At 61.2% G+C, this 11,948-nt stretch carries 12 protein-coding genes; 5 read left to right on the forward strand and 7 right to left on the reverse strand.

Annotated features, from left to right (window positions below; translation table 11 throughout):
* Positions 1 to 7: 7 nt before the first annotated feature.
* Entirely contained in the window at positions 8 to 484 is a 477-nt protein-coding gene (locus JTY93_RS26220; RefSeq protein ID WP_205476571.1) for a sn-glycerol-3-phosphate transporter, read from the forward strand.
* 143 nt (positions 485 to 627) lie between these two features.
* On the opposite strand, the gene JTY93_RS26225 is transcribed toward JTY93_RS26220, so the two are convergent.
* The 5 genes from JTY93_RS26225 to JTY93_RS26245 form a co-directional block, all read right to left on the reverse strand.
* Complete coding sequence (locus tag JTY93_RS26225; RefSeq protein WP_205476570.1) at positions 628 to 1,596, reverse strand: CDP-6-deoxy-delta-3,4-glucoseen reductase; 969 nt, start codon at positions 1,594 to 1,596, stop codon at positions 628 to 630.
* Positions 1,596 to 3,062, reverse strand: coding sequence for a 4-hydroxy-3-polyprenylbenzoate decarboxylase (gene ubiD / locus JTY93_RS26230; RefSeq protein WP_038444369.1), 1,467 nt, complete (start codon positions 3,060 to 3,062; stop codon positions 1,596 to 1,598). Before ubiD ends, JTY93_RS26225 begins: the two co-directional genes overlap by 1 nt.
* Before the next feature lie 158 nt (positions 3,063 to 3,220).
* Complete coding sequence (gene rho, locus JTY93_RS26235) at positions 3,221 to 4,480, reverse strand: transcription termination factor Rho (RefSeq protein WP_003176825.1); 1,260 nt, start codon at positions 4,478 to 4,480, stop codon at positions 3,221 to 3,223.
* Positions 4,481 to 4,712: 232 nt separating this feature from the next.
* Positions 4,713 to 5,042, reverse strand: coding sequence for a thioredoxin TrxA (gene trxA, locus JTY93_RS26240; protein WP_205476569.1), 330 nt, complete (start codon positions 5,040 to 5,042; stop codon positions 4,713 to 4,715).
* Positions 5,043 to 5,162: 120 nt separating this feature from the next.
* The gene (locus JTY93_RS26245) at positions 5,163 to 5,864 is read right to left on the reverse strand and encodes a FadR/GntR family transcriptional regulator (protein ID WP_205476568.1); all 702 of its coding nucleotides are present in this window, start codon (positions 5,862 to 5,864) and stop codon (positions 5,163 to 5,165) included.
* Positions 5,865 to 6,120: 256 nt separating this feature from the next.
* Between JTY93_RS26245 and JTY93_RS26250 the strand changes: the two genes are divergently transcribed.
* From JTY93_RS26250 to JTY93_RS26265, 4 genes are read left to right on the forward strand one after another with little or no spacing between them, the layout of a single operon-like run.
* Positions 6,121 to 6,906: a transporter substrate-binding domain-containing protein gene (locus tag JTY93_RS26250; RefSeq protein WP_205476567.1), complete on the forward strand. Its 786-nt coding sequence runs from the start codon at positions 6,121 to 6,123 to the stop codon at positions 6,904 to 6,906.
* Between the two features lie 14 nt (positions 6,907 to 6,920).
* Positions 6,921 to 7,592, forward strand: coding sequence for an amino acid ABC transporter permease (locus JTY93_RS26255; protein WP_205476566.1), 672 nt, complete (start codon positions 6,921 to 6,923; stop codon positions 7,590 to 7,592).
* Positions 7,585 to 8,235, forward strand: a complete 651-nt coding sequence (locus JTY93_RS26260; protein ID WP_205476565.1) for an amino acid ABC transporter permease — start codon at positions 7,585 to 7,587, stop codon at positions 8,233 to 8,235. The genes JTY93_RS26255 and JTY93_RS26260 overlap by 8 nt, the downstream gene beginning before the upstream one ends.
* Entirely contained in the window at positions 8,222 to 8,959 is a 738-nt protein-coding gene (locus JTY93_RS26265) for an amino acid ABC transporter ATP-binding protein (RefSeq protein WP_169991223.1), read from the forward strand. Before JTY93_RS26260 ends, JTY93_RS26265 begins: the two co-directional genes overlap by 14 nt.
* Here the strand turns inward: JTY93_RS26265 and JTY93_RS26270 are convergent.
* Positions 8,931 to 9,497 (reverse strand): DUF1120 domain-containing protein, encoded by a 567-nt coding sequence (locus tag JTY93_RS26270; protein ID WP_205476564.1) that lies wholly within the window; start codon positions 9,495 to 9,497, stop codon positions 8,931 to 8,933. The two genes, JTY93_RS26265 and JTY93_RS26270, sit on opposite strands and share 29 nt — an antisense overlap.
* A 4-nt stretch (positions 9,498 to 9,501) precedes the next feature.
* Positions 9,502 to 11,931: a fimbria/pilus outer membrane usher protein gene (locus tag JTY93_RS26275; protein ID WP_205476590.1), complete on the reverse strand. Its 2,430-nt coding sequence runs from the start codon at positions 11,929 to 11,931 to the stop codon at positions 9,502 to 9,504.
* Between the last annotated feature and the right edge of the window lie 17 nt (positions 11,932 to 11,948).

Genomic DNA, 11,948 nt, shown 5'->3' on the forward strand with positions numbered 1-11,948 from the left:
TCGCCCCATGAAAAACCGACTTTCCGGCCTGCTGCTCCTGGCGCAGGCCACCACCGCCCTGGCCGCCGAAGCGCCGGCCAACGACGACAAAGGCTTCTGGTACGCCCAGACCAGCGTCTATACCCGGCACTTTGCGCCGGATCCCGAGCACAACAACAATCAGGACCTGATCGGCCTGGAGCGTAATGACGCTTCGGGGTGGGTGTATGGCGGTGCGACCTTTCGCAACTCGTTTCGCCAGCGCTCGTACTACGCGTACGCAGGCAAACGCTACGACATGAGCGACTATCCGGTGTATTTGAAGCTGACCGGCGGGGCGATCCAGGGCTATCGCGGCAAATACCGCGACAAGATCCCGCTGAACCGCTACGGCGTGGCGCCGGTGATCATTCCGTCGGTGGGAGCCCACTATGGGCCGATAGCGGCGGAATTCGTATTGCTGGGGTTCAATGCGGCGATGGTGACCACAGGCGTGCGGTTCTGACACCGACAGACGTGAGTAGACACAATCCCCTGTGGGAACCGGGCCTATGTGGGAGCGGGCTTGCCCGCGAATGCGGTGTGTCAGTCAACACATCCAGCGACTGATTCACCGCTTTCACAGGCAAGCCCACACACCGTTTGAAGTCAGGAGCGTGGGGCGTAGGCAAACACGTCGGCGCGCATCTGGTGTGCATCCATGCCGGCGTTGACCAGCGCATCCAGCGTGCCGTAGATCATCGCCGGCGAACCACTGGCATAGACATGCACGGCCTTGAGGTCGGTAATGTCTTCGCACACGGCTTCATGCAACAAGCCGCAACGCCCTTCCCAACCGCACAGGTCGCTGACCACTTTATGCAGGAACAGGTTGGGCAATTGCTGCCACTGCTCCCAATGCTCCACCTGGTAGAAGTCTTCGGGACGACGCACGCCCCAATACAGATGCACCGGATGCTTGAAACCACTGGCCCGGCAATGTTCGATCAGGCTATGCATCTGCGCCATGCCAGTGCCGGCTGCGATCAACACCAGCGGCCCGTCGGGCAACTCGGCCAAGTGGGTATCGCCAAACGGCAGCTCGACCCGCGCCATCTGGTTACGCTGCAACTGCTCGATCAGGCTGCGGGCGCTGTCTTCGCGCACCAGCACATGCAATTCCAGCTCGCGCCCGGCATGGGGTGCCGAAGCCAGAGAAAAGGCCGACTTCTCGCCGTTTTCGCGCTCGATCATCAGGTACTGGCCAGCGTGGTAGCGCAGCGCCTTGCCGGCTGGAGCCCGCAGGCGCACGCGCCACACATCGCCACCCAAGTCCACGCACTCGCTCAACTGGCAGGAAAGCTTGCGCACCGGTAACTCCCCCGGCGCCAACACGCCATCCCAGAGCACGATGCAATCTTCCAGGGGCTCGGCGATGCAGGTATAGAACTCGCCATGATCGCGCACCTCACCGGCTTGTTGCACCCGGCCCTCGACCAACAGGGCCGCGCATACATGGCATACGCCATTGCGGCACGCCTGCGGGCATTCGTAGCCCAGGCGCCGCGCGCCTTCAAGAATCCGCTCGCCCGGCTGCAGGTCGAGGACCGCACCGGAAGGTTGCAGGGTTACACGCATCAATCTATTCCCAATTCTTTCCACATCGCATCGACACGCGCCGTCACGGCTTCATCCTTGACGATTACCCGGCCCCACTCACGGGTGGTTTCACCCGGCCATTTGTGGGTCGCATCCAAGCCCATCTTCGAACCCAGGCCCGACACCGGCGAGGCGAAGTCGAGGTAGTCGATCGGCGTGTTATCGATCATCACCGTATCGCGCTTGGGGTCCATGCGCGTGGTGATGGCCCAGATCACGTCGTTCCAGTCCCGGGCGTTGATGTCGTCGTCGGTGACAATAACGAACTTGGTGTACATGAACTGTCGCAAAAACGACCACACACCGAGCATGACGCGCTTGGCATGGCCCGGGTACGACTTCTTCATGGTCACGATGGCCATGCGGTACGAGCAGCCTTCCGGCGGCAGGTAGAAGTCGGTGATTTCCGGGAACTGCTTCTGCAGGATCGGCACGAACACTTCGTTCAGCGCCACGCCGAGGATCGCCGGTTCATCAGGCGGCCGGCCGGTGTAGGTGCTGTGGTAGATCGGTTTGATCCGGTGGGTGATGCGCTCGACGGTGAACACCGGGAAGCTGTCGACTTCATTGTAGTAGCCGGTGTGGTCACCATACGGGCCTTCATCGGCCATCTCGCCCGGATGAATCACGCCTTCAAGGATGATTTCGGCGGTGGCCGGTACTTGCAGGTCGTTGCCACGGCACTTCACCAACTCGGTGCGGTTGCCGCGCAGCAGGCCGGCAAAGGCGTACTCAGACAGGCTGTCGGGCACCGGCGTCACTGCACCGAGGATCGTCGCCGGGTCGGCACCCAGGGCCACAGAGACCGGGAACGGCTGGCCCGGGTGCTTTTCGCACCACTCGCGGAAATCCAGCGCACCGCCACGGTGGCTCAACCAGCGCATGATGACCTTGTTGCGTCCGATCACTTGCTGGCGGTAGATGCCCAGGTTCTGGCGGTCCTTGTTCGGGCCCTTGGTGACGGTCAGGCCCCAGGTGATCAGCGGGCCGACATCGCCGGGCCAGCAGGTCTGCACCGGGAGCATCGCCAGGTCGACATCATCGCCTTCGATGACCACTTCCTGGCAGACCGCGTCTTTGACCACCTTGGGCGCCATGGCAATGATCTTGCGGAAGATCGGCAGCTTCGACCACGCGTCCTTCAGGCCCTTGGGCGGCTCGGGCTCCTTGAGGAAGGCCAGCAGCTTGCCGATTTCGCGCAGTTCGCTGACCGACTCGGCGCCCATGCCGAACGCCACCCGGTCGGGCGTGCCGAACAGGTTGCCGAGCACCGGGATATCAAAGCCTGTGGGGTTTTCGAACAGCAGCGCCGGGCCCTTGTTACGCAAGGTGCGGTCGCAAATCTCAGTCATTTCCAGGACCGGGGAAACCGGCACCTGAATACGTTTCAACTCTCCGCGCTGCTCAAGTTGCTGCACGAAATCCCGAAGATCCTTGAATTTCATTAACCATGCCACCCGTAAAATAGGCGTACATCGTACCTGCTCTGAGGGCCGCTGGCAGCCCTATCGGCGGCGCAATTGCCCGCCAGGTGCCGTTAAAAACCCCAGGCAAAAAAATGGCGCCCCTGGGGGCGCCATTTTTTCGGACCTGAAACGTCGTATTACTTACGTTTCATCGACAGGAAGAACTCGTCGTTGGTCTTGGTGGTTTTCAGCTTGTCGATCAGGAACTCGATGGCAGCTACTTCGTCCATCGGGTGCAGCAGCTTGCGCAGGATCCACATGCGCTGCAGTTCGTCGTCGGCCGTCAGCAACTCTTCGCGGCGGGTGCCGGAGCGGTTGATGTTGATGGCCGGGAACACACGCTTTTCAGCGATGCGACGGTCCAGAGGCAGTTCCATGTTGCCGGTACCCTTGAACTCTTCGTAGATCACTTCGTCCATCTTCGAGCCGGTTTCAACCAGCGCGGTGGCGATAATGGTCAGCGAGCCGCCTTCTTCGATGTTCCGCGCGGCGCCGAAGAAACGCTTCGGTTTCTCCAGGGCGTGGGCATCGACACCACCGGTGAGCACTTTGCCGGAGCTTGGGATCACGGTGTTGTAGGCACGGGCCAGACGGGTGATGGAGTCGAGCAGGATCACCACGTCTTTCTTGTGCTCGACCAGGCGCTTGGCCTTCTCGATCACCATTTCGGCAACCTGCACGTGGCGGGTTGGCGGCTCATCGAACGTCGAGGCAACCACTTCGCCGCGCACGGTGCGCTGCATTTCGGTTACTTCTTCCGGACGCTCATCGATCAGCAGCACGATCAGGTGAACTTCAGGATTGTTTCGCGCAATGTTCGCTGCAATGTTCTGCAGCATGATGGTCTTACCGGCTTTCGGCGGCGCAACGATCAGGCCACGCTGGCCTTTGCCGATCGGGGCGCACAGGTCGATGACACGACCGGTCAAGTCTTCGGTGGAACCGTTGCCGGCTTCCATCTTCATGCGCACGGTCGGGAACAGCGGCGTCAGGTTCTCGAAGAGAATCTTGTTCTTCGCGTTCTCCGGGCGATCGAAGTTGATCGTGTCGACCTTGAGCAGGGCGAAATAACGCTCGCCTTCCTTTGGAGGGCGGATCTTGCCAACGATGGTGTCACCGGTGCGCAAGTTGAAGCGACGGATCTGGCTCGGCGAGACGTAGATATCGTCTGGGCCGGCGAGATAGGAGGCGTCTGCAGAGCGGAGAAAGCCGAAGCCGTCCTGGAGAATCTCCAGCACGCCATCACCGGAGATTTCCTCGCCGCTTTTCGCGTGCTTTTTCAGCAGGGAGAAAATCACGTCCTGCTTGCGCGAACGGGCCATATTTTCTATGCCCATTTCTTCGGCCAGTTGGAGCAGGTCGGTAATCGGCTTTTGCTTGAGTTCAGTCAGATTCATATAGGAATGACGTAATCATTTATAGAGGGGGGGAATTAAGCTTTTGGCTTAATGAGGCCGCGCCGCAGAGAAGGCGACAGGATCGCGTACTAATCGAAAGGAATGCGTCGGCGACGGCTTGCAGGGGGCAGTGGAGAAACCAGTGCGGGGCCGAATGTACCACCTGAATTTCAGAGCGTCTAGCCCTGCTTTACGAAAAAGCCCCGCAATTTGCGGGGCTTTTTTACGACGCTTAGAGGTTGGCGTCGATGAATGCAGCCAGTTGCGACTTGGACAGTGCGCCGACCTTGGTCGCTTCGACGTTGCCGTTCTTGAACAGCATCAGGGTCGGGATACCACGTACGCCGTGCTTGGCCGGGGTTTCCTGGTTTTCGTCGATGTTCAGCTTGGCAATGGTCAGTTTGCCTTCGTAGGTGGTTGCGATGTCGTCCAGGACCGGAGCGATCATTTTGCAAGGACCGCACCACTCAGCCCAGTAGTCAACCAGCACCGGGCCTTGAGCCTTCAGTACTTCGGCCTCAAAGGTCGCGTCGGTGACGTGCTTGATAAGATCGTTGCTCATGGATGTCTCCGGGTTGTAAGCAAAAAAAACGTTGCCCATCATAGCTGCCCTTCCTTCGTTCAGGAAGCCGCCGCTGATTGACTCTTGCTATCGAACGCCATCATTTTGGATATGGCCGGATCAGGAGGCCGCCACCGTCACAAAGATGATCCCTGTGCGCAACGCAGCGTTACGCACGTGTTCCTGCATGGCTTTTTGTGCCGCCGGGCTGCTGCGCCGGGCCAGGGCACGGAGGATCTTGCGGTGCTCCTGCCAGGTTTCCATCGCCCGCTCCGGTCGGATGAACGGTAGTTTCTGGCTTTCCAGGAACACCTCGGCACTGGCGCTGAGGATGTTCACCATCGCCTGATTGCCACTGGCCAACAGGATGCGCTGGTGAAAAGCGAAGTCCAACCGGGCGGCGGCCTCGAAATCACCGGACTTGAGCTCCCGGCGCATGGCCTGGACATTATCTTCGAGCCAATCCAGTTCCTCGGTGGTCAGCGTCATGGCCGCCAGCCCCGCCGCAAAACCCTCCAGGGCATAACGTAACTGGAAGATATCCAGCGGACTGGCCTGCGCCGTAAACGGCCAGGCCACCCCCTTCATCTCGGCCGCCGGTGGCGCCTGCACAAACACACCCTTGCCCGGTTGCACGCTGACCAGCCCCAGGGCACTGAGCGATGACAAGGCCTCGCGCAACGAGGCACGACTGACCCCCAATTGCATCGCCAGATCCCGCTGCGAAGGCAATGCATCGCCGGGACCGAAGCCCTGCTCCTTGATGAGCTTGCGGATAGCTTGCAAGGCCGCTTCCGGTACGGCTTGGGCGATGGAATTCATGAAAAAACCCGAGTTTTCAGTCAACAGTGGGCCTAGTTGTAAAGCTATTCTCGGTAGCCGGCAAGCCACGCCCCAAAGGGGCTCGCCCGGTTTTGCCGGCGCTCGAAAAGGGTGCGAAGCGGGACTTTACTGTTCAGACCAGTCAGACCGCTGCACGCCTCGAAAAACCTGCCTTGCAGGCGTTTCAGAGCGCCATGGCACGGGCTATGCACTGGCAACACTCAGAAAATCCCTTCGCCCTTTTCGGAGAGTTGCCATGACCAAGCGTTGCAGCGTCCTGCTCACTGCGTTGTTTGCCAGCCTGATGCTCAGCCAGGCACCTGCCCAGGCCAGTGGCCTGGACGATATCGTCGCCCGTGGCACCCTCAAGGTCGCCGTACCCCAGGATTTCCCGCCATTCGGTTCGGTGGGTCCGGATATGAAACCACGTGGCCTGGACATCGATACCGCCAAACTGCTGGCCGAACAACTCAAGGTCAAACTGGAACTGACCCCGGTCAACAGCACCAACCGCATTCCGTTCCTCACCACCGGCAAAGTGGACCTGGTGATTTCCAGCCTGGGCAAGAACCCGGATCGCGAAAAGGTCATCGACTTCTCCAAGGCCTACGCGCCGTTCTATCTCGCGGTGTTCGGCCCACCTGAGGCGGCTATTGCGAGCCTCGATGACCTCAAGGGCAAGACCATCAGCGTAACCCGGGGCGCCATTGAAGATATCGAGTTGACCGCTGTCGCACCCAAGGAAGCAACGATCAAGCGTTTCGAAGACAACAACTCGACCATCGCCGCCTACCTCGCCGGCCAGGTGGACTTGATCGCCAGTGGCAACGTGGTGATGGTGGCGATCAGTGAGCGCAACCCCAAGCGGGTGCCGGCGTTGAAGGTCAAGCTCAAGGATTCGCCGGTGTATGTCGGCGTGAACAAAAACGAGCCGGCGCTGTTGGAGAAGGTCAACCAGATCCTGGCCGCCGCCAAGGCTGATGGCAGCCTGGAAAAGAACGCGATGCAGTGGCTCAAAGAACCATTGCCTGCAGATCTCTGAAGCGGAGCTGATTGATGGCCTATCAATTTGACTTTGCGCCGGTGCTGGCCAATACCGACCTCCTGTTGCGCGGCGCGCTGTTCACCCTGGAACTGACCGCCATCGGCGCCATCCTGGGGGTGGCGCTGGGGATTGTCGGCGCCGTGGTGCGGGCCTGGAAAATCCAGCCGTTCTGCTGGCTCTTCGGGGTGTATGTCGAGTTGATTCGCAACACACCGTTCCTGGTGCAGTTGTTTTTTATCTTCTTCGGCCTGCCATCCCTGGGCCTGCAAATTTCCGAATGGCAAGCGGCGGTATTGGCAATGGTGATCAACCTGGGCGCCTATTCCACGGAGATCATCCGCGCCGGTATCCAGGCGATTCCCCGCGGGCAACTGGAGGCGGCGGCAGCGCTGGCGATGACACGTTTTGAAGCGTTTCGCCACGTGGTGCTGCTGCCGGCGCTGGGCAAGGTCTGGCCGGCCCTGAGCAGCCAGATCATCATCGTGATGCTCGGCTCGGCGGTGTGCTCACAGATCGCCACTGAAGAGCTGAGCTTTGCCGCCAACTTTATCCAGTCGCGCAACTTCCGCGCCTTTGAAACCTACGCGCTGACCACGCTGGTGTACCTGTGCATGGCGCTGATGATCCGCCAGTTGCTCAATTGGATCGGGCGCCGGTATGTGACGAGGAACAGCCATGAGTGATTTTTCGTTCTGGGACATCGTGCGCAACCTGCTGACCGGCCTGCAGTGGACATTGCTGTTGTCGCTGGTGGCGTTTATCGGCGGTGGGCTGATCGGTTTGCTGGTAATGACTCTGCGCATCAGCAAAAAGGCGTTGCCGCGCAATATTGCCCGCACCTATATAGAGCTGTTCCAGGGCACGCCGCTGCTGATGCAGTTGTTCCTGGTGTTCTTCGGTGTGGCCTTGCTGGGGATCGATATCTCGCCGTGGCTGGCCGCCGCGATTGCCTTGACCCTGTTTACCAGCGCCTACCTGGCCGAGATCTGGCGCGGCTGTGTCGACTCCATTGCCCACGGGCAATGGGAAGCCTCCGCCAGCCTGGCCCTCAACCCTTATGAGCAACTGCGCTACGTAATCCTGCCCCAGGCCCTACGCATTGCCGTGGCGCCGACGGTGGGTTTCTCGGTGCAGGTGGTCAAGGGCACGGCGGTGACGTCGATCATCGGCTTCACCGAACTGACCAAGACCGGCGGCATGCTCGCCAACGCCACCTTCGAGCCCTTCATGGTCTACGGCTTGGTGGCACTCGGTTACTTCCTGCTCTGCTACCCCTTGTCCCTCAGTGCCCGCTACCTGGAAAGGAGACTGCATGCCTCTGCTTAGAATATCCGCGCTGCATAAGTATTACGGCGATCACCATGTGCTCAAGGGCATCGATTTGACGGTCGAGGAAGGCCAGGTGGTGGCGATCATTGGCCGCAGTGGCTCGGGGAAATCCACCTTGCTGCGCACCCTCAATGGCCTGGAGTCGATCAACGACGGGGTGATTGAAGTCGATGGCGAATACCTCGACGCGGCCCGCGCCGACCTGCGCAGCCTGCGGCAGAAAGTCGGCATGGTGTTCCAGCAGTTCAACCTGTTCCCCCATTTGACGGTGGGTGAAAACGTCATGCTCGCGCCCCAGGTCGTGCAAAAAATATCCAAGGCCAAGGCTGCGCAACTGGCGCGGCAGATGCTTGACCGTGTGGGGCTGGGGGAAAAGTTCGATGCATTCCCCGATCGCCTGTCTGGGGGCCAACAGCAGCGGGTGGCCATTGCCCGCGCCCTGGCAATGTCGCCCAAGGTATTACTGTGCGATGAAATCACCTCGGCACTGGACCCGGAATTGGTCAATGAGGTGCTCAGCGTAGTACGCCAACTGGCCAAGGACGGCATGACGCTGATCATGGTGACCCATGAGATGCGCTTTGCCCGGGAAGTGGGCGACAAACTGGTGTTCATGCATCAGGGCAAGGTACATGAGGTGGGCGACCCGAAAACCCTGTTCGCCCAACCGCGCACCGCGGAACTGGCCAACTTCATTGGCTCAGTGGAACAGCCGGGCTGATACTCACCCCCAGTGGCACCCACTCCACCTGTACCTGCCCTTGGAGGGTGGTTTCGCGGCGCACAGAGAAAGCCCCCTGCGGCAAGTAAGGGTCAATCTCAAGCTCGGCCGATAGCCGTCGGCCTGCCACCGGAACACCCGCCGCACGGGCGATCAGGACCTGCCCGGGCATTAGGCGCTCACCGGCAGCTATGGCCTGCGCGCCCTCGGCGACCAAATCCACCGACCGCCCGTCAACACGGGCGCGGCGGATGTTCAAGGCAAAGGCGCCATCACCGCCAAACCGAAAACCCAGCCCCCCCGCAGGCAGGCCACTGAATCGCAATGCCATGGGGGCAGGGTCTACACACACCACGTTCAGCAACACAGTTCGCCTGCCCAGCGACTGCGCGCCTGCGTGTCCATCCAGCAACTGCCCGAGGCGCAAGACGCCGTAGTCCACCCGAGGCTGGCTCAGCGCTAACTGACACGTCGCGCTGCTGGCCTCACCGACCAACAACGCCATCACGAACAACAGGCACCGGGAGTGGTTGCCCATCGACTTACAATCCACGGCAGGTAGCCGAGGCGGCTTCATACAATTTGTCATTGGAGGGCTCTGGCTCAAGGTTCAGTTGCAGCAGGCAGGGCGTCGTCGAATCAGGCAGTTCGACACTCAGGATTTGCTGGGGCTCGCTGTCATTCAGGAAGATCAGCCCTTCGCCCACCACGCTGGTCAGGAAGGCCTTGTCCGGTCCAAACACCGCAGCCCCCTGGGGCAACGCACGTCCACGCTGGTCGCGAGCGGTCAACAGCACACGGCGTGCACTGACCACCTTGAACTCCACGGTATTGAACGACCCGCGTGCGGCAGCGAGGGTGTGGGTGCCGTTCTTGAGGTCGACATGCCTGGGCAGAGATTGGGTCTGCACCTCAAGGTGGGTGTTGCTGTAGGCCGGCAACCCTGGGATGACCGCATGACCGCGATAGTCGGTCCAGACCGGGCCCTGAGGCGTGGAGACCTTGGCCCCCGCGATATTTCCCACCGACAGCAGGCCGAACGTGTCCTGTACCGCATAGGGCGAAAAAGACACCCCCTGCCCATGGGCGACCACGGCGCCCTGCAGTTGCCCGGTGTAACTGGTGCCTGATGCCTCCCGGCTCATCCCGGCACCGATGCGGGTATAACGGGGCATGACGTCGACCCGCCCGTATACCGATTGCTGGCGTTCACTCAGGTCGCGCTCGGCGCCGACCTCATAATCCACATACTCGTTGACCCGTTCCGACAGCGCGGTGCCGATATCGGAGCGACCGTTACGCCGACTGGCATAGGAGGTGAGTCGGCGACTCTCACCGAAGGGCACGCTGACTTGCAGGCGCAGCGACACGCCTTCTGAGGGGCGCTCCTCATTGGCCGCGTAACGGCGCTTTCGCCGACGGGAAGGACCTGTCTGGGAGTCGGCGACCAAGGCGACATCAATTTCATTGAATCGCTTGTTCCACGACGCAAATACATGCTCGGCGCCCTGTCCATCAAACTGCCGGTTGCGCGAATAGCTGAGGGAGAACACGCCCAATCCCGGCTCGGCCCAACTCATGCCGGCGGTGTACTGATGCTGGAAGCGTGCGTCCAGGACATCCCGGGTTGATACCATGCCGGCTTCCAGCACATCACGATAACCCTGGCTCTGGGTGGTGACGCTCAGGTTGACTTCAACCCCCGCTCCCAAAGGGCTGCCCAACGATACGGCGCTGCGCGTCCCGCCCACTCCGCGGACCTTGTCTCGGGAGCGGTTGTGCCGTGCCGCAACCGTGACCCGCTGGAAAAAGACACGACTCAATGTGCCGCCGGCCGCGTGATACTCATCGGTCCCCAGCACGCCGAACCCCAGGGAAGTGCCTGCACCCAGGCCCCAGGTGCCACTGCCCATCGCCACCACCGGCGACTCCTGGCCATTGGCGAGGGTTTCCCGCACCTTGCCCAGGGCAAAATCGAAGCCTGGCGCGACGGGCACTTGAGCGCCGAAAGACGCGGCGGGTACCACGAAGCTGCGCTTGCCACCCCGCGTGCCGATAACACTCACGTCCAGGTCACTGGTGCCGTTGAGCAGGGGCAGGCCTGTCAGGCTGAAAGGCCCTTCAGGTACCAGGGTTGAATAAATCAGCACGCCAGACTGGCGCACCTCGACCCTTGCCTGGCTATGGGCCAGGCCTTCAACCACGACACCGTTGGAACTCCCCAGACGCGCAACGCCATCTGGGAAGAGCTGCAGACCCGAGAGCTGGAGGCCGCCAAACACCGGGCTGCGGCTGGAAATCTGGCCCACCTGGAAGGTCGACTGCAAGGCCGCGAAATCTCGCTGGGCATAGGCATACACATGCTCACTACGGCCCCTGCCGTTGTCGGAAACATAGAACTGCCGACTGCGCACCACCCAGTTACCCAGGTTGAATCCCGCCTCGGTATAGGCCGAGACGAAACGACTGGAGCCATCGCGCGCATGGCTATCGAAGCCCAGCACATCGTAGTTGAGCATGGCGGCTGTACCGCCCTGGCTGAAGCTGCCCGCCTCCCACTCTGGCTCGCGCAGCGATTGCGTGGGCACCACCAGGGACACCTCGTCACTGCCGGGGCGCAACCTGACGATCGTCGCCGGGAACTCACCAAGAAAGTCGTGACACGCCTGGTCAGCCGTCACGCCAGCCTGCAGGACCGCCGACGGCACCCGCAACCCTGCCTTGTCCAGCAACCCGCGGGTAAAACACAGTTGCCCGCGATAGTCGAAACGCGCATCGACCAGCCCCAACGCCGTGCCATTGACCCGCAGCCCGACCACCTGGACCCCTTCGCGAAAGCGTGCGGCGCTGCGAAAGTACTCCGAGATTTTTGGATCAATGCCGTGAGTGGTCAGGGCGGCCAGATCAAACCCGTCGCCCAACTGGATAGCCTGCGCGTCCCCCTGAACCCCGAGCAGGGTTGCCAGGCCCATGAACAACCCCGAGCAAC

Source organism: Pseudomonas hygromyciniae (assembly GCF_016925675.1).
GTDB classification, from domain to species: Bacteria; Pseudomonadota; Gammaproteobacteria; order Pseudomonadales; family Pseudomonadaceae; genus Aquipseudomonas; species Aquipseudomonas hygromyciniae.